General features: G+C 42.6%; 11 protein-coding genes. 3 read left to right on the top strand and 8 right to left on the bottom strand.

Annotated features, from left to right (window positions below; translation table 11 throughout):
• Positions 1-87 precede the first annotated feature (87 nt).
• Genes C2869_RS09110 through C2869_RS09130 form a run of 5 tightly spaced genes read right to left on the bottom strand, consistent with a single transcriptional unit; the run spans position 88 to position 5,931 of the window.
• Complete coding sequence (locus tag C2869_RS09110; protein WP_108602642.1) at positions 88-1,224, bottom strand: MFS transporter; 1,137 nt, start codon at positions 1,222-1,224, stop codon at positions 88-90.
• A 5-nt stretch (positions 1,225-1,229) separates the two neighbouring features.
• On the bottom strand, positions 1,230-2,606 hold the full coding sequence (locus C2869_RS09115; protein ID WP_108602643.1) for a histidine kinase: 1,377 nt from the start codon (positions 2,604-2,606) through the stop codon (positions 1,230-1,232).
• On the bottom strand, positions 2,603-3,700 hold the full coding sequence (locus C2869_RS09120) for a ligand-gated ion channel (protein WP_108602644.1): 1,098 nt from the start codon (positions 3,698-3,700) through the stop codon (positions 2,603-2,605). Before C2869_RS09120 ends, C2869_RS09115 begins: the two co-directional genes overlap by 4 nt.
• A 13-nt stretch (positions 3,701-3,713) precedes the next feature.
• A complete protein-coding gene (locus tag C2869_RS09125) occupies positions 3,714-4,400 on the bottom strand; it encodes a TorF family putative porin (protein WP_108602645.1) in 687 nt (228 codons plus the stop codon).
• Between the two features lie 13 nt (positions 4,401-4,413).
• On the bottom strand, positions 4,414-5,931 hold the full coding sequence (locus C2869_RS09130) for a pyridoxal-dependent decarboxylase (RefSeq protein WP_108602646.1): 1,518 nt from the start codon (positions 5,929-5,931) through the stop codon (positions 4,414-4,416).
• A 253-nt stretch (positions 5,932-6,184) separates the two neighbouring features.
• On the opposite strand from C2869_RS09130, the gene C2869_RS09135 reads away from it, so the two are divergent.
• Positions 6,185-7,030, top strand: coding sequence for an HDOD domain-containing protein (locus C2869_RS09135; RefSeq protein WP_108602647.1), 846 nt, complete (start codon positions 6,185-6,187; stop codon positions 7,028-7,030).
• A 125-nt stretch (positions 7,031-7,155) separates the two neighbouring features.
• Here C2869_RS09135 and C2869_RS09140 read toward each other — a convergent pair whose 3' ends face one another.
• The 3 genes from C2869_RS09140 to C2869_RS09150 form a co-directional block, all read right to left on the bottom strand.
• Positions 7,156-8,583, bottom strand: a complete 1,428-nt coding sequence (locus C2869_RS09140; RefSeq protein WP_108602648.1) for a PQQ-dependent sugar dehydrogenase — start codon at positions 8,581-8,583, stop codon at positions 7,156-7,158.
• Between the two features lie 152 nt (positions 8,584-8,735).
• Positions 8,736-10,820 (bottom strand): alpha-amylase family glycosyl hydrolase, encoded by a 2,085-nt coding sequence (locus C2869_RS09145; protein ID WP_228710805.1) that lies wholly within the window; start codon positions 10,818-10,820, stop codon positions 8,736-8,738.
• 413 nt (positions 10,821-11,233) lie between these two features.
• On the bottom strand, positions 11,234-12,271 hold the full coding sequence (locus C2869_RS09150) for an alpha/beta hydrolase (RefSeq protein WP_199915642.1): 1,038 nt from the start codon (positions 12,269-12,271) through the stop codon (positions 11,234-11,236).
• Positions 12,272-12,554: 283 nt separating this feature from the next.
• On the opposite strand from C2869_RS09150, the gene C2869_RS22830 reads away from it, so the two are divergent.
• Entirely contained in the window at positions 12,555-16,841 is a 4,287-nt protein-coding gene (locus C2869_RS22830) for a thrombospondin type 3 repeat-containing protein (protein ID WP_228710806.1), read from the top strand.
• A gap of 916 nt (positions 16,842-17,757) precedes the next feature.
• Complete coding sequence (ltrA, locus tag C2869_RS09160; RefSeq protein ID WP_108602649.1) at positions 17,758-18,993, top strand: group II intron reverse transcriptase/maturase; 1,236 nt, start codon at positions 17,758-17,760, stop codon at positions 18,991-18,993.
• The last annotated feature ends 5 nt before the right edge of the window (positions 18,994-18,998 follow it).

Raw genomic sequence — 18,998 nt, forward strand, 5'->3', positions numbered from 1 at the left:
TGTTTTTATTTTTTAGGCATTGGTTTTAAAAACCAATGCCTCATTAGTAAAGGCTTGTAGCCTTATTTGCTATAAAAACGCTCAATTTCATTCAAACATTTTTTGCCGGCCAATCATTTGCTGTACAGTGTAAATTAAGAATGTACACCCTGCCGCGACAATAACGTAAGCCATGCCGTCGTTACCTAATAAATCGATAAATAGGCCGATGAGTACCAAGCCTAAAATGCCACCTAATGAATCCATTAAGGTGTAACTCATGTTGCTCGACATTTGATCTTGGCTATGAAAGCGTTCGCCTATTACGGTTAACCCCATGGCGTAAATTCCCCCCATACAACCGCCCCAAATAAACAATAAACACAGAGCAAATAGATAATGAGCATACACGGCCAGCGATAAAAAGACGGCGCAAACTACCGCGACAAATACACAAAGCAACACCAAACTTTGGCGATTAATAAAGCTAGAGCAAGTGCTGATCAACATACCTAAAATGACGCTGCCCATCATAAACGCTGTCATGAGTAATGTGGCTTGCTGGTCATTCAAACCGCTGTTTATGCCGTATAACGTCAGGAAGTTGGGCAAGCCGTAAAAACTAATACCGCCAACTAGTGCTGAGAATAAAATGATTTTCGCGTGGCGATAAATAAAACGCACGCGAATTTGACTATCCACACTGAAAATTTGCTTTTGACCACCTAAAAACAGCATTAAACACATCGGCAGTAAAATCAGTACTGAGTTAAAGTAAAAGCGATTGATCGTTGCTGGTAAAGATTGCAAAACGACCGGACCTAAGGCCACGCCGCTAGATAAGGCCGAGGAGAATAAGCCCATTAACAAACCTTTTGATTTACCTAACGTAAAACTGGCCAGCCAAGTTTGAATTAATACAATCAGCATGCCTGTGGTGGCGCCGTAAACAAAAATACCAGCAAGCCATAATAAGTAATTATCGTTATGCGCCAATAAAGCAATGGCGATAGCGCGTGAGCATGACAGAATAACTAGCGTGCAAAATAACCCTAACTTTTGAATTAAACGCGCGAGCTGCGAATAAAGCATCAGCATGGCCAGTATTTCAAATGACATGGCAATACCAATTAACATATTGCTGATCCCTTGCAGGCTCAGGATCACGGGAAAGGTGACGTAGTTGATGCCAGAGGACAGTTGTACCAGTAAGGTCACAATAATCAGTGTAATGGCAGTTTTCATCTGGCTTACACCTTGTCGACTGTAAAGAGCAAACTAAACTGCCAATTTACGGCGGAAAGAGTTTGACGTTCATAACTTTCTAATTGATAGCTGGTGTCAATATTTGATAAGCCATTGCGCACTTGATGTAGCCACAACCAAGCTTGGTTTTGTTCGCTTATTTGCCAAGCTAAAGGTAAGGTAAATGCCTGCGGATCGCCCGTTAACACCTTATGTATTGCATCCGTCAACTCGTTTGACTGGCAAGTGATCCGTAATTTTAATTGCCATGTCATAACTTGTTCTTCGCTAATCATTAGTTGGCATTGATTAATTGGGTTAAGTCTATCGAGTGCTTGCAACAATAAGCTTAACTGCTGTTTTATAGGCTCGGCATACCCTTTTACACATTCAGGTAGTTCTTCGCTATATTGCATTGTCGGCTTATGACTTAATTTTGCAACAATACCTGTTAGCAGATCTTCAGGGTCAAACTCTTGCTTAGCACTTGGCTTTTGTTGCACAAAACTCAAGCCAAACGATTGCAATATAGTTAATTGTTTAAGATAAGTCGCCGTGTCGATTTGTTGTTGGTTAAAGCGTTCTGTTAAGTTTTTTTGCATGTCTAAATATAGTTGGGCGCTCAATTTATCGGTTTTCTGCTGGTGCTTAACTTGCTGTTTTAACGACGTAAAATTTTCCAGCTCGTTAATCGCAGAGCGGCGCATAAACCACACAGCTAAGCCAACCACTAAACCTAAAAACACTATGGTGATGGTGGCTTTTTCAAAGACGATATTTATTTTTTCAAGGCGCTGATAAAAACCGCTCAGCTCCAAATCCATCCCTAGGGTGCCAACTTGCTGACCTTGGCTGTCATAAAAAGGCGCATAGGCACTAATAAAGGTTCCCCAAACATCTGTGTAGGGCAGCTCGTTAACAAAAGCCTTGCCCAATGTTAATGCTTGCATTAATTCCTCAGAATAATCAGGGTAGGGATCCATTAATGCAGGCGCTAAGTCTGGCTGGCCATCACCATCCCCATCATTTTGTGGGCTAGGGTTAACCACAAAATACACTTTGTCGCCTTGTAGAATATTAGTGTAGATATAGCGCACATCTTTAGATGCTTGGCGAACGGCTTCTAATGGTTGCGCTTGGCTTAGGTATTGCGGATCATCGCGAGGAGTGTCACGAGTAAAGGTTTTATGCAGATCACCATCAATACGGCTTGCCGCAGATTTCACATTCGACAAAAGACCAATTTTAATTTCTTGGTCTAATGTGCTGAGCGACTTGCTATAAACTAAAAATGTCGAGCTACCTAGCAAGGCGATAAACACCAAGGTAACGCCAATCGCTTCTAATAACACTCGGGTTTTTTTATGCTTCAAGGTTTTCATAAATTTTGATTCCACCAAATGAGTAAAGCCATCATCAAGATAAAGCCAATGGGAAACAGATAGCGGCAAGTTTTAATTAAACGCGTATTGGCACTGTTTTCAGGATGACGAACACGATTGATGACTATGAGTAAAATAGCCGCGAAAATGCTGACATAACTAAATATCACCAGCCGTTCGATTAAAGTGGTGTAAGGCAAGTGAGGCAGTAAATTACCTGTATAAAAGTTATAGGCAACAACGGTTAGCATTAGGGTAAATGAGGTTCCTAGGCGTTCACCAAAACCGGCGATCCAGAACACAGCCCATGAGGCGATAATGATCAGGGTTAGTGGCAAAATAAACTGCCAAATATAAAAGTCGGATTTACGCGCTACATCAACCGCAATTGTTAGGCGTGAAAAATTGACATCCGGCTCACCATTATTAGATAAATGCGAATAAGACTGACGACTCACGCTGGCCTGCGGAGCGGATAATTGGCTCCATTGACCATCTAAAGCGTTACCTAAAACTTTAGGAAAAACCTGTGCTTTGCTGATCACTAGCTGGCGTTCGTCGTAGGTAAAGGGCTCCATTAAAACGCTAAATGTTTGTTGATCGAACGGGAATTGCCTAAAGTCCATATCCGTTGTAAACGTGGTAGTAAAACGTTCGTTATATTCAACCCAGTTGTCTGATGAAATGGTCACTCTTTGGTTGGCGATTTCACGCCGCCCTAAAACATTAATAAACTCAATAACGGGCAACCATAAGCCAAACTGTCGAGCTTGCTGGACCTGAATGTTCTCAAACACGCCTGGTTCAATCGTATTGTCTGGCTTATGCCAACGCATAACTAAGTAAGCATCTATTTTGAAACTCTCGTTTTTGGTTTCGACTTGATATAACTTGTTGATATGCAGTGATATTTCTACATGCGTGGCTTGCTGTTGCGCTGAGCTATCTGTGTTTGTTACTTGACTTGCCGCAGTCGGCTCAAGCCTTGGACTAACATTGACATTAACGTGGACATTAGCGTGCACGTTAGCCATACAAAGCAGTGAAGTGATAAACAGCCAGCTAGCTAAGTTCGAGAGGTGCCGATCCCACATAACGCCTCCTTTATTAAAAGGCGTAAGTCAGGGCCAGATACGGCGTGACTTTTTGCCAATCACCATCAAGATGATCGTTATGGCTTTCTAGCGCGACTTGTAACTCAAGCCAATCAAAACTATAGCTAACACCTAAACTGGCGTGGTTATAAAACGCTTTATTAGCATTTTGATAGGCATTGGTATCGTGGTTATAGAGCAAATTGGTGGTGGCAATTAATTGGGCTTTTTCATTAATTGCGTGGCTATACGATAAAAGCAAAATGCTATGCTTTTGACCAACACCGGCGTAGTCGGGCGCAAACCAGTATCCGAATTGCCAATTGTCATTGACTGTGGCTTGTAGGTAAATTTCAGCGTAATTAAGGCTGTTATTCGGGGTAATATCACCAAAATAGCTATAGCTAACTACCCCAGCGTTAAGCGCTAACTCATCGTTAACTTGCCAGCCATAGCCTGTATATAAATCGAGTTCGCTATTGGCGCCAGCAAAGTCGACATTTGACGCCCAAGCGCCCATATACCAACCGGAATCATGAGTAAGATCTATGGCACCACTGAGCGCCGCTTTTTCATTGGTGAGGCTTTGGCCTTTAAATAAATAGTCATTGCCTAGCGTTATGTAACCTGATGTGGTGGCCTGCACGCTACAACTGGTCAGGGCTGTCGCCAATAAGATTTTATTGATGTGATTGGTCATGTTTAGTTCCTTATTAAATTAGCGTAATTGGCTTGGTTTTTTGCGATGTCGTAAGCTTGCTTGTTGGGCTTTGCTCAAGCTGAGCTTGCAACTCTTGCTTTAATGCCGTGACGAATAAATCAATGGTGCTGTGGCTAACGTGCTCCAATATCACTAGGTGACTCATGCGCATCGATTGGCCATTGATTTGTTGCAGATCAGAACACAGCGAAAATCGCTGCATTAGGCCTTGGCTGGGGGCTTTAAAAACAATGATATTGGCATGTGGAATACGTGGCTGTAGGCATAATACTTGTTTGCAGGTGTCTGATAATTGCTCAAGTGTTTGTAATTGCTGATAGGCATATTGCGTGAGTTGTTCAATTTGTTGGCTTAAAGCGATTAAGCCAGATGTGCCTAAGCGAGTGACTTTGTCCCACAGTAATAACGCCGAAAAACCATTGCGCGAACCCGATAGGGTTGTATCGTAACTGCCTATGTAATGTGGCCGGTGCGCACCGGCACTATACAAAGAACGCCGTGTCATAAATAAACCATAAGGCCACGGCGAGCCCAGCCACTTATAAGGGCTGACAGAGATAGACATAACTTGTGCATAGCGAAAATCAAAGCCGGGAATAGGTGATTGCGCAACAGTGCTGGCTTGTTTGCGGCTTGAGCTAAATGTTGAATTTGGGGTTGAGCTGCGCGCCGCATTGAGTTCGATAAAAGGGATGTAGTTAGCCGCGAGTGCGCCATCGACATGCAACCAGTAATTGCGTTGACCACTGCTGTTTTCTTGCTTAAGCACGTGCTGCAATTGTTGGATCGCCAACGGAATATCATCAAACGCGCCGTTAAACGTAGTGCCAAGATTGAGATTCAGAATAATAGGGTGACCCTGTGCCACAAAGAACTCTGCTAATTGGCGTAATGCCGGTATATGTATGCTGCCATCGGCATTGACAGGAACCGCTCGTGGCCATGACTTGCTACTATCTTTAATGCCTGTAGCATCTTCTACACGAATAGGGCAAGCTCCTAATGCCGAGCCAATATCGGCCATATTGTCTAACTGTAATAAGCGACATGCCTTGTTGATGGAGTAGTGGGTTCGCTCAGAAAACAAGACAACAGGTGTTTTAGTGAAAGCTTGACTTAAATATTCACGCGCATTCCACAAGGCGCATAAGTTACCTTCCGTCGCGCCCATGTTGGTTAAATAGCCCCAGTATTGCCGCTCGCTGATATGTTCGTTTTTTGTCGTTCCACTCAAGTGCCAAAGGCGGGCATAAAACTGAATAATGGCTCGCTCAAAAACTTTGGCATTGATGCGGTAATCGCCATCTTCAAAGCCATCGCCAAGGTTGAGCAAGTTCATTGTTAAAAAAGGCTTTATTTCATCTGATAACTGACAATGCTGGTTGGTTTGATAGCCTAAAAAATGCTGCTTAGTATTTTGTAGTTGATGTAAGTACTCGCCAATTAAAGCTTGTTTATCTTCTTTGTTTAGCGGTAGTTCCTTAACCTCTAGTAAGCTTTCGTTCAACATAGAGCGCGGCTATCCTGTTAGCGGGTGATTAGCATGGAGGCTTATGCTAGGGATTGCGTTATGGATTTACTGAGGATTTCTTATGGCAAATTCAGGGGGAATAAATGAATTCGTTAAAAAATGCTTGTTTTCTAACCTGAATAGACAGCAAATGGCTAAATATCTGCTATAAATTTAGTAATAGTCACGGCATTTGTTACAGGCTCTAACAAAAGTCCTAGCAAAAGTGCCAGCAAAAGGAAGTTAAGGGATCATGGTCGTCAGTGATGAATTAATAATGGAAGATTTGGATATTCCCGCCAAGCCAGATCTACTAATCGAAATCGATAATCACCTAAAAGAACAAGAGCCTTGTTTAGCAAGCTTATCCGCTATTATTGCTCGTGATGTGGCGGTGTCGGCGCAAATTCTTAAAATTATCAATTCCTCTGCCTATGGCTTAAGTAAACCTATGGCTAATATTCGTCAAGCGGTGGCGTACATTGGTATTAGTGGCACAATTAATATTGTTAAAAGCTTTGCACTTAAACAGAGTGTGTTACAAGAGCAATGCGCATTAAACCTTGGCCGATTTTGGGATACCGCAGAAGAGCTCGCAAATGCCTGCCTGTATATAGGTAAGCAAGTTAAATCCGATGTACCGGAAGACTATTTTTATGTGTTTGGTTTGTTTCACAATATTGGCGTGCCAATTATGGCCTGCAATTTTGCCAAATACCCCAAAGTACTGGCTAAAGCTAATGAGGATAACCGTTTTAGCTTAGTACAACTGGAGCAAAAGGTCTTTCAAACACAGCACACTAAAGTGGGTTACCATTTGGCTTGTTCGTGGAATTTGCCCAACGAGATCAGTCAAGTGATACGTCATCATCATAATCGTCGCTATTTAGCAAAGGTTGACGATCCTATCTGCGCCCAGTTGTATGCCGTATTTCAATTAGCCGAGAATCTACTCAGTCAAGATCGGCGTTTTATCGATGCGCCAGATTGGCCTTATGTCGAAAAAGCCTGTTTGGATTTGTTGCATATTGATCAAGAAGAGTATGAGCATCTACAGGAAGAGTTATCAGATTTAATGCGCGAAGTCGTTGAGTTTTAGCGCTCTTAGCACCCTTATAACTCACAGTGTCATAACGTTTTTAACGCCATCAGCCGCTAGTTGATCTTTAGACATAATGCATAAGACAAGCGGTTGATGACGATTTCGCTATTATATTGCGGGCTTTACGACTTCTTTACCACTTTGAAAATTTTACCTTTCGGGCTGGAACCATTAATTACCAAATACAGCTCGCCACTCGGTGAAACCGCTACATCGCGTATGCGTTGCTCTATTTTCATGACAACTTCCTCTGCGACGACCTTATTGTCTTGCAACGTTAAACGATGTAACGAGCGAGTAGCCATTCCGCCAACAAATAAATTATTGCGCCATTTAGTAAAGTGCTTACCTTGGTAAAACGCCATGCCGCCAGGTGCAATTGACGGCACCCAGTAATGCTTAGGTTGCTCCATTCCGGCTAACGTGGTTTTGTCTGATATCGGCTTGCCATTGTAATTAATACCATGGGTAATAGTCGGCCAGCCATAATTTAGGCCTTTTTGCACAAGGTTAATTTCATCGCCGCCTCTAGGGCCATGCTCTCCCGCCCACAGTTGCTGAGTTGTGGGGTGGGCGACTAAGCCCTGCGGGTTGCGGTGGCCATATGACCAAATACTTGGCAGGGCATTTTTGTTTTTAACAAAAGGGTTGTCATGAGGAATACTACCATCGTGATGTAAGCGGTGGATTTTACCGTTCGGTTGGCTTAATTCTTGGGCTTGCTGCATATTGCCGCGATCACCAATCGAGAAGTAAACATATTTACTATCCAACACAATTCGCGAGCCAAAATGCACGCCTTTGCCAGTATAAAATTGCTCGTTCGCTTTAAACAAGGTTTGCTGATTAACCCATTGGCCATTGTTGATTTGGCCACGGACTAAGGTGGTCATTGCTTGGCTGTCATCATCTTGGCTAGCTTGTGAATAAGTAAAATAGAGCCAGCCATTTTTAGCGTATTGTGGATCCGGTACTATGTCGAGATACCCGCCTTGGCCTTTAACGCGTGCTTTAGGCGTATTGGTGATAAGTTGCTTGTCTTTATTGGGTTGTTTTAACCAGATCTTGCCCGCTTTTTCTGTCGCGACCCAGCCGCCATTAGGTAAAAAACTTAACGACCAAACCGTACTATCAAATTCGGCGATGCGCTGTAAGCTAAAGTCATGGTGTAAGCTATTAAACACAGTTTCATCAAGCGCGGTCGTTGTGGCTGGCCGTTGTTGTTGCAAGAATTTTTGTTCACGAATAAACACCACCATGGCGCGAATTTCTTTATCGCTTAATGTGATTTTCCAAGCTGGCATTCCAGCGTCGGTTTTACCTTGCTTAATGATGTTGATTAAGTCTTGATCGGTACCGCCAAACTTCCAAGTATCGTCGACTAAATTACTGCCTAAGCCACCTTGTAAATTTTTACCATGGCAACTCGCACAGTGTTTTTCGTAGGTTTTTTGTATTTGACCTTCACCTACGCCAAAACCAACGGCTGAGCAGACTAAAGGCAAGAGTGATAGCAGTAAACAATAGGCTTTTAAATAGGGCTTTACCATCTTTTTATTCTCAAATTGTGTGGCGCACAATGTCCTGTGCAGATAAGGAGATTATTTTAGGTTTAGTGTGGGAAGTAAATAAAAAAATGGAAGTGACAACGCACTTCCATTTTTTAGGGGGGCAACGGCTAGCTAAGCTAGCAGACTAGCGATTAATCAAAGCTGAAGCTATGCATAGCTTCCACTACTTCGCCGTTAAAGTTGGTGGCTGACGTTTTCACCTTAACCACAGAGCCTTTGGCTAAACCTGAAATATCAAATTGCGCGGTTAAAGGCAGAGTATTGTCGAATGAAACCTTTTTAAAGCCTGAGCCCGTATCAATTAAGGTGGTTAACTCAAATACCGGCACAGGGTTTTGCTCTATATTTGACAACGCGTACTTTAACTCGACATCAGTACCTTCTTTAACTGGCTCGCCAATTAGGCTGAGTTTGCCTAATTTACTGGGCTTGATCGCCGAGTTAGCTTTTAATATTTTGTAGGTCAGTGGCGCTACGCTAACATTTACCTTACCGCCAGAGGTGGCTACCGCTTGGCCGGACAGCACGTCGCTGTAGCCATTGGCTGTGGCTTGTAAGCTTACCGATTTGTCTGCCAATGAGGTATTAAATACCAATAGATACTCGACTGGGTTATCTAACTCAACACGTGAAAATGCATAAATGCCAGGGCCATCCGTTGTTACGTAGCGCGTGTGATGTTCGCCACGGCGCAAGGCTGAATGAGCTTTGTAAATGCTGCCAAGTTCAGCAAAAGCTTGGTACAAGGGGTGATCTTTATCAAAGTTATCATCGGCTGGGGTTTTGTCTGTACCGACTAAATCTTCGCTGGCAAACTCAGCTACTTTAGATGGCATCATATCTTGGCGGGCTGCCATGTCGTTACCTTTACCAGCAAAGCCTTGCTCGTCACCATAATATATGACCGGAATACCACGCGAGAAATACATTAGCGCATGCGCGACAACGATTTTATCTATTTTTTGTGCTTCGGTTAGTGGCGTTTTTACTTTATCTAAAAAGTGTGCAAAGCGCCCCATATCATGGTTGCCAATAAAGGTTGGGTTAAGGTGAACGTTGCTATCTCCGTCGTTATATACGTCGTCTTGGTCAATTAACTCTTTAAGCTTATGAGTACCACTTTCGTTAACGAATAAATCGTAAGCAGCGCCTTGGAAGCCAAAGTCTAAGATAGCCGGCATATTGCCGTCAGACGTATAGTGACTGAGTATTTTCGGGTTACCGTCATACACTTCACCAAAAATATGGAAGTTAGGAATACCTGCATCTTGCGCGTGCTTCATAATAGCCGGTGTGAACTCAGCCCAAAATTCCGTGTTGACGTGCTTAACCGTATCCACTCGGAAACCATCTGGTTTAAAGTCGTCTACAATATCTTTAAAGATCTCTATCATGCCTTTGACAACACGCGGGTCATCTGTATTTACATCATCTAAGCCTGCAAAGTCGCCGTATACAGAGCTTTCGCCTTGCCAAAAGCTATCGCCTTGGTTGTGATAATAGATAGGATCATTGAGCCACTCTGGCACTTTGATGTTTTCAGAGCCTTCAGGAATGACGATAGTATAAGGATTGGTTTTAATTTCTTCTTTGCTACGGAAAGGACAAGAACCGGAATCAAGCGACCATTTTTCGCCTTTTTCACCATGACATTCAGTGTATTTGATAACATCAGCAGTGTGATTGGTAATGATGTCGAAGTAGACTTTCATACCACGAGCATGAGCCGCATTGATCAGGTTTTTTAGATCTTGGTTGCTACCTAGATGCGGGTCGATTTCAGTGAAGTCCAACACCCAATAACCATGATAGCCGGTGATATTGCCTTGCACAGCTTGGTTACGCAAAATGGGGGTCATCCAAATGGCGGTTACGCCCATGTCTTCTAAATAATCCAGCTTGTCTTGCAAGCCTTTCATATCACCACCGTGAAAGTGGCTCTTTTTACTCGGATCAAACCCGCCGTATGATTCAGGAATGTCTGGGTTACCCATGTCATTACTGGGATCGCCGTTATGAAAACGGTCTGGCATCACAAAATAAAAAACATCGTCACGCACATCTCGATTTAAATAATCAGCATAGATATCTTTTTTTACGGTAGTCGTTTTGGCTTGATCGACTTGGCTGCTACAGCCCGCTATGCCGAGAGCCATTGCTAAGCTGGATGCTAAAGCAATTCGGTTCAGATTGAATTTATTGAAGTTTTTTATCATGTGTGCTCGCCAATTGCTCGAAAGTTAATCAGTTGTTAATAGATGTAACTATAAACAAAGAATTGGCACTTGGCTGTTTTTTGCAAACGTATGCGGTTAAATTAATTCGAGATTATCGCCTTGTCGCTCAAGTTTAGAGTTTCATTGTCTATTCTAATTTTCGACTTTGCGCGCATTAATTTGCTCTGTCTTTTCTATCAATATCAATTTACTCAAGCTAAAAAATCGATGAGAAAAGTGGATTGCGAGTAGGATTTTATTTGCGCTTTTTTTTGCATTTTTTCAGCTCCGTTATCCATGTTTTTTTAGTTTTTAGCAGCTTGTTATTAAAAGTTAGGCATTGGATTTGAAAACCAATGCCTCATTCATAAAGGGCTGTAAGCCTATTTTGTTGAAAAACGTTAATTTAAAGATTATTTGCCCAACAAAAATATCAATGGAATATGCAAGCGTTGCTGCCAGTCATTTTCTGTATGGGCTGCGCCGGCAAAAAATTGGGTTTGCCAATGTTTTTTATCATAGCCTTTGGCACTAATTAGTGTATCAACTTGTTGCTGTAATGCCGGATAAAGCGCATCTAAGGTTTGATCACCATAATCAAAATAGAGTTTGTGCGCACCTGCAGCGGGTAAATACTGTTCAACATATTGATAAAAGGCTTGCGGGATCGGGTTGTTATCTAATGTATGCTTGCCCGGCCAATGGGTCGACATACAAGCCACGCCGCCGAATACCTTGGGGTATTCGCTAAGCGCGTACATTGAAATTAAGCCTCCCATACTCGAGCCAAGCATAAAGGTATGTTCGGCGTTGCTATGTACTGCGTAATGTTGGTCAATATAAGGCTTAAGCTCAGTTACAACGAACTTGAGAAAACTATCGGATTGTACTTTGGCACCAAACAATTTTTCATTATCACTGCGCATCGTGCCATATAGTGCTTGCTGTTGTGCGTGAGACAGTAACTCAAACGCTTTTTGCGGAAAGTATTCAGCCCGACGTAAATCAACGCCGCCATTATCAATGCCAACGATAATAAAAGGCTTAACATTATTGGCTTTAATTAAATCCGCAGCCACATTATCCGCCGCCCATTCTTGACCATTCCACGTGATACTGGCATCAAATAACATTTGGCCATCGTGCATGTATAGCACCGCGAGTTTGTCACCCTTGCTTGCTAGGTCTGTGTATTGTTTGGGTAACCATATGCGGATAGAGCGGGGAGCAACATATTTAGATGGAAAATGATTGATGATAGTTAATTGACCACTATCGATTTGTCGTGTTGCAGTGATTAACTTTTCAAGATCAAGCGGGAGTTCATTATTAGTCGACTGAGCTAATGTTTTATGTGGCAGTAGGCCAATACTAATTAGTAGCGCAGATAATGAAGAAAGTAATTTTTTTAGCATAAGCAATAAAAACAAAGCAAGCAGAGGTTTAAGCATAATTGAGCCGGCCTAAAAGTGCGAATGTTTGCCAATTTTGCGGTTACTTCTTCAACTGAAATTAATCGTTATTTATAACAAAGCAGAATAAAAACGAGGTAAAAAAACTTAGCGTAAATTTAAAAAATTGTTAAATTAAACGCTGGTCAGTTATAACTAAAAATATATGGACAACAGTGACATGGAAATAATACCCCTCACCACACTAAGCGTGCAGGAACGAATCACGCATTATGCCAAACCCAATTAGTTCTTAACCCTTATAGCGACAGCAGGGAATTTTATGAAACATAGCTTATTTGCCGCCTTGTTACTTAGTGTGGCGTCAATGAGTAGTTTGCAAGCTGCATTACTACCCAGTAAAACACATGGCAATACGGTTTATTTTGCCGATGATACATCGACCCAGATTCAACGTTATTCACTTGATGAAGAAAAGTTTTTAACTGAAATAACCTTAAGTGCAGCACCTAATGCGCTGCATGTTGATGCTTCTGGTATTTATGTCAGTATAGGTAATGATATTGTCAAATTATCGTTAACTGGCGATACCAGCACTACGCTAAGAACCACCAGTAAAACGGTAACAGGTATCACGGCGTCAGATAATTATTTGTATTTATCGGCGGGTGGTTATCTGCAATCACTCAATAAAGTCGATGGTTCTTTTGTACAAGAAGCTAATGTTTGGCCGTATTCTGATTCATTTGACAGTGCTCTTTCTTTATCTGCTGATGGCCAATATTTATTGGCTAATTCAAAAGGTTATTCGCCGGCTGATGTTTATCGCGTCACGTTAGATACCGAAGGAACCTTTGGTAGTTTATCTGAGGCCCCCTATCATGGTGATTATTCGATAGGTACTCGCTTTCAATCATTTCCCACTTTGCATCGAGCAACAGATACCTCGGGAAATGTTTATAATTTAAATGATTTAACTCATGCCGGTGATCTAGGCGGTGAATATAGAGATATTGCTTTTTGGCAAGGTGTACCACTTGTACTACGCGATAATAAGGTTTTTTCTTATGATCGTTCACTAAGCGAAAGCGGTCAGTATGCTCTCGGAGATAGCCTGTGGGCGCAGCAAGTGGTGGTATATCAGGATAAGGTGTTTGCTTTTCAATTAGATAATAGTGAAACACCAAGCGATGTGACATTAAACCCTGTGCCTAGTTTACCTAGTGTTCAGGTTATTGATGTTAGCCAAACGGGTGTGGTGGACCCGAGCGTGGTTATTGATTCTTCTACAGTGGAGTTTCAGCCAAGTGGCGCTGTCATTAACCCTACAAGTGATGTTATTTACCTATTAGATAAGCAAACATTGGCTGTGCATCGTTGGTCAGTAGCGGCTAAGCAATACTTATCTCCTTTATTACTAAGCCAAGCGCCTAAGTCTATGCTGTTTTCGGCGGCTCACAATCGTGTTTATTTAGCCTATGGTGATGGCAAGTTAACGTATATTGATTTAACCGATAACAGTGAACATGATTTTTATCAGTTTTCAGCAATTGGAGATCTCATTTCCGCTGGCGAATTTATTGTCGTGGCTGGAGGGAGCTATGGCAATAAACAGATTGTTGTATTAGACAAAACAGCAGCGGTTAAAGCGAACAAGTTTTCAGGTTATATCAACTATTTAGCTTGGAACCCGCAATATTCAAGCATTTACCAATCACATAGCCATTTGTATTATCAAGCCTATTTAGACCCAGCAACGGGTGCCTTGGGTGAGTTTAAATTCGCTAGTTCAGGTAGCTGTTTTGATTCAGCACCAATAAAAGTGAAAAGTAACGGTAAGTATTTGGCGTTACGTACGGGCTGTGTAGCTGATGGTATAACCTTAGCATCTCAGACCGACATCAATGATGGTCAAGATTTTCAAGATGTCGCCTTTTTATACGATGGGTTATTTTCGTTAGCAGGCGTCGACTCGAATACCTATAGTCAATTAAAGCGTTGGGATAACACATTTAGCGAAGACAGCAGTGCATTTGACGAAATTCAAGGGCAGCCTTATGCCTTATTAGCGAATGAAACGACAGGTCAGTTACACCTTGTTCATATTGTTAATAATAAACCGGCCATTAAGTCATATACTTTCACTTCGCAAGATGACGACAATGACGGCTACGATAACCATTTAGATGCGTTTCCAAGTGATGCCAGTGAATGGGCTGATTTTGATAATGATGGTATAGGTAACAACGCCGATACCGATGATGACAACGACGACAGATTAGATGTTAATGACCGTTTTCCGTTGAACGCCAGTGAATGGCAAGATACCGATGGTGATGGCATTGGCGATAACTCAGACCTTGATGTTGATGGTGATGGTGTTCTAAACACGGACGATAGATTTTACTTAGATCCTAATGAAAGCGCCGACTTTGATTTTGATGGTATCGGTGATAACGCCGACCCCGATGATGACAATGATGGTTATCTGGATACGGTCGATAAATTCCCATTTGATAGTAGCGAGTGGTTTGATATTGATGGCGACGGTATTGGTAACAATCAAGATAGCGATGATGGTGAATTTGCGGTTAAAGCAACAGCAATTGATGCGTTAGGCGACAAAATTTATTTATTAGACGATGAACTCGCGCAGATCCATGTTTGGTCGGTTAGTCAAAGTGCTTATTTAAGCCCTATTCCCATTACTAGCCAAGCCAACGATATGGTGTATTCGGCAAAGCATGATCGTTTATATTTGTCTTATGCGGATGGCAATATCCGTTACATTGATGTGAGTGATAACTCGGAGCATGCTTTTGTCAATATCGGCTCAAGTTTATCGGCTATTACCGCGGCGGGTGATTATATTGTAGCTAAGGGTAGCGATGGCGCTTGGGGTTCGTTTAGCATTTACGATGCTACTGGTCAACGTACGCATTGGGAAGATTGGGTTGCGCCTACCTACTTTATGACGTGGAATGGGGTACGCAATCGCCTTTATTATATTAGCCGCTATTCACCATCAGATCTGCGCTGGAAGCAACTCGACCCAACTACAGGTAAAATTACCGGTGAATATGAAAGCCCTTATCATGATAGCGACGGTTGGGTTGACCCGATCCGTGTATCAGAAAATGGTAAAATGGCCTCGTTAAATTCAGGCCGAATTGTTAATGCGCGTAGCTTAGAAACAAAGACTACGCTAACAAACGCCGAAAACCTTAAAGACACAGCGTGGTTGTTTGGCAATTTATTTACCCTGCAAGCCAATAACAACAATAGCCAGTTAAAACGCTACCTCAGTGACTTTACTCTTGATCAAGCTAACAGCCATGACATTACGGGTGAGCCTATTGCGTTATTGCCAAGTGACAGTACAGGCAAAATTCATGTTATTTATAATGCGCAAGGGATCCCTAGCTTTAAAAGCTATGATTTTGTCGCGGCAGATGATGATAACGATGGTTATTTAAATCACCTAGATGACTTCCCTAATGATAGCGCCGACTGGGCTGATTTTGATGAAGATGATATTGGTGATAATACCGACACTGATGATGATAACGACGGCCGTTCTGATCTAATTGATGCTTTCCCATTTGATAAACATGAGTGGCAAGATACCGACAGTGACGGTTTAGGCGACAACAGTGATCCTGACGATGATAACGATGGGGTTGAAGATGCGGAAGACCGTTTCCCAACCGATGCATCTGAGTCGTTAGATTTTGACAATGATGGAACCGGTGATAATGCTGATACGGATGATGACAATGATGGTATCAGTGACAACGATGATGCTTTCCCATTAGACAACACTGAATGGGCAGACACGGATCAGGATGGTATTGGTAACAATACGGATACGGATGATGACGGTGATGGGGTTAAAGACAGTCAAGATTTTTATCCTACCGATGCAACGCGTAGTGCAATTGTTGCCGAGGACTTTTTCCCAACGAATGCGGGGAGTACTTGGAACTACAATGGTAATCGTGCAAGTTTAGGCAATGCTATTAATGTCGCCGGACAAAACATAACGCCATTGACGTTTAGCTCGCGCTCGCGCTTGTACTTAAAAGTGGATAACAATCAAATCAAGTTATACGGTTTTTATTTACCGAATGTTTCAACCGGTTATGGTGATTTTGCGACAGATATTAAACTGGACCAAGGGATTAATATTTTAGCGAGCCGCAACACTAGGGGTAACGGTGAAGTCGATATTTCGCCAACCTATGGCAAGCGAGGTATTAATTGGTCAGCTCAGGTTAATTACTTAACACCTGAGTCCATATCAACAGCCGCAGGGCAATTTGATGCTTTACGTACTCATGTGTCGTTCAATGGCACCGCTAATGTTGATGGTGCGCACGTTGACTTGTATTACGATGTCACTTTCTGGTTAGCCGAGAACGTAGGTATTGTTAAATTTGCTGAATACGGCTGGGAATCAGAGCTGTTAAATTACAACATTAGCTCGCAGAAACCCAGTGATGAAGGCGATGCACCTTCGGCTGATGGTGAAGGTGGCGGCGGTAGTCTAGGATGGCTACTAGTTGGCGTGGGTTTAATCGCCTGTCGTCGATTTAAGCGCGCAGCTTAATAACATAAAAAACCTGTGGGCAGATTGCGGCGAACGCTGCAATCTGCTCGCTTCTTTTTGTTACACATCCCACAATAAATACACCGTAGGTTGCCATGAGCGCAGCGAATCGCAACACGAGCATGTTGCAGGTGTAAGCCCAACAGATAGAAGTTTTGCCATTGGTTTATATTAACAATGGTGCGGTTCGTGAAACTCACATCACCCTACATGCAAATGGATTGAACCGTCATGTATATGCATCAATAAATACACGTAGGTTGCCATGAGCGCAGCGAATCGCAACAGGATTATGTTGCAGGTGTAAGCCCAACAAATAGAAGTTTTGCCATTGGTTTATATTAACATTGGTGCGGCTCGTGAAACTCGCAGCACCCTAGTGTGTTACGAGTTATCAACAATAAATGGAGGTATTGGACGATAACGCAACTATATAAAACATGATGGTTTGGCCCATCCCATCGGCATTCAGGTGCAGGTGGAAACCACCTTATGCGGCTTTGGTAAAGAGCCATCGTCGTGAGCGATAAGGAAAAGGCAAACACAATGATTTGTCAGGTGTGAGTTAAAGAGACGAACAGTGTAGGTGTCGAAACTGGAGAACGTTGTATCCCGAAACCAAACGACTAGGGTGCGTTTGGGAAGAGCTTAGAGGTCACCTGATTACCAACTAAGTGGGAGCCGGCATAGAGCTGACGTGAATTTAACTTGGGGTTTTATATGGAACGTAAGAACCAGTCGCTTTGATGTTAACAGATACCCTCGAATGGTAACCCCATGAGAGTCAAATCTGGATGCAAAGCACTGGGGCGGAGCAACTCGTAGTAGTGATGATGATAGCTGTAATGGTTATTTAGCGAAGGGGTTGCCTTGTTTTAAATGAAATATTCATCAACTGCTACAGCAGGAGGAATGATTGATTTCAGCAAAACCATTTAGTATTTCGAAATGGACAGTTTATGAAGCCTGGTTACGTGTAAAAGCCAACGGTGGAGCGGCTGGTATTGATGAACAGTCGATTAGTGATTTTGAACAGGACTTGAAAAAGAATCTGTACAAGATTTGGAATCGAATGTCATCAGGAAGCTACTTTCCACCAACGGTGAAGCGAGTCGAAATCCCCAAGGATAAAGGAATTCGAGTACTAGGCATACCCACGGTCTCAGACCGAGTGGCACAGATGGTCGTCAAGATGGAGCTGGAGCCTGAATTAGAATCGGTATTCGATAATGATTCATATGGCTACAGACCTAACCGCAGCGCGCATGATGCACTTACCATCACGCGCAAGCGTTGTTGGCAATACGACTGGGTGATTGATTTAGATATCAAAGGCTTCTTTGACAATCTGAATTGGGAATTATTGGGTAAAGCGTTACGCAAACATACCAATAACCCATGGGTATTACTCTATATCGACCGTTGGCTTAAAGCGCCAATGGAAACCTCGGATGGTCTGATAATAGAGCGAACGAAAGGGACACCACAAGGAGGCGTGATTAGCCCATTATTGGCGAATTTGTTTCTCCACTATGCATTCGACATGTGGCTGCGAAGAGAACACCCCGATGTTCAATTTGCACGCTATGCGGACGATGCAGTAGTTCACTGTCGTAGTGAGCAAGAAGCAAGGGCGTTAAAGCATGCAATAGAGCAACGCATGTTGGATTGCTGTTTAGAGTGTCATCCAGAGAAAACCAAACTGGTTTACTGCTTTGATGCTAAAAGACGACAACCATATGATGTTGTTAGTTTTGACTTTCTTGGTTACTGTTTTAGGCCAAGGCTGGTAAGAAGCCGCTGGAGTGGAATGTTCGTGAGTTTTACGCCTGCAATAAGCCCTAAGGCCAAGCAGAAAATTAGAACTCAGATTAAAAGCTATGAGTTACACAGGCGAACAACACTCACTATCCGTGATTTAGCGAACAAGCTCAATCCAATTTTAAAAGGCTGGATTGAATATTATGGGCGTTATTGGAAAACGGAGTTGAAGTCGGTGTTTTATGTGCTTAATCAAAGGCTATTGAAATGGGCGAAATCGAAATACAAACGGCTGCGAACAAGTAATCCGAAAGTGAACAAATGGTTGATAGGTGTTTACCAATCGCAACCAAACTTGTTTGCACATTGGCAGCTTGGTTGCAGACCGTAAATGGT

It is taken from the genome of Saccharobesus litoralis, from assembly GCF_003063625.1.
Lineage (GTDB): Bacteria > Pseudomonadota > Gammaproteobacteria > Enterobacterales > Alteromonadaceae > Saccharobesus > Saccharobesus litoralis.

Excerpts from the sequence above, each read along its gene's own strand:
- C2869_RS09115 (WP_108602643.1), bottom strand. The coding sequence starts at position 2,606 with ATGAAAACCTTGAAGCATAAAAAAACCCGAGTGTTATTAGAAGCGATT.
- C2869_RS22830 (WP_228710806.1), top strand. The coding sequence starts at position 12,555 with ATGAAACATAGCTTATTTGCCGCCTTGTTACTTAGTGTGGCGTCAATG.
- C2869_RS09145 (WP_228710805.1), bottom strand. The coding sequence starts at position 10,820 with ATGATAAAAAACTTCAATAAATTCAATCTGAACCGAATTGCTTTAGCA.
- C2869_RS09150 (WP_199915642.1), bottom strand. The coding sequence starts at position 12,271 with ATGCTTAAACCTCTGCTTGCTTTGTTTTTATTGCTTATGCTAAAAAAA.
- C2869_RS09130 (WP_108602646.1), bottom strand. The coding sequence starts at position 5,931 with ATGTTGAACGAAAGCTTACTAGAGGTTAAGGAACTACCGCTAAACAAA.
- C2869_RS09125 (WP_108602645.1), bottom strand. The coding sequence starts at position 4,400 with ATGACCAATCACATCAATAAAATCTTATTGGCGACAGCCCTGACCAGT.
- C2869_RS09140 (WP_108602648.1), bottom strand. The coding sequence starts at position 8,583 with ATGGTAAAGCCCTATTTAAAAGCCTATTGTTTACTGCTATCACTCTTG.
- C2869_RS09120 (WP_108602644.1), bottom strand. The coding sequence starts at position 3,700 with ATGTGGGATCGGCACCTCTCGAACTTAGCTAGCTGGCTGTTTATCACT.
- C2869_RS09110 (WP_108602642.1), bottom strand. The coding sequence starts at position 1,224 with ATGAAAACTGCCATTACACTGATTATTGTGACCTTACTGGTACAACTG.
- C2869_RS09135 (WP_108602647.1), top strand. The coding sequence starts at position 6,185 with ATGGTCGTCAGTGATGAATTAATAATGGAAGATTTGGATATTCCCGCC.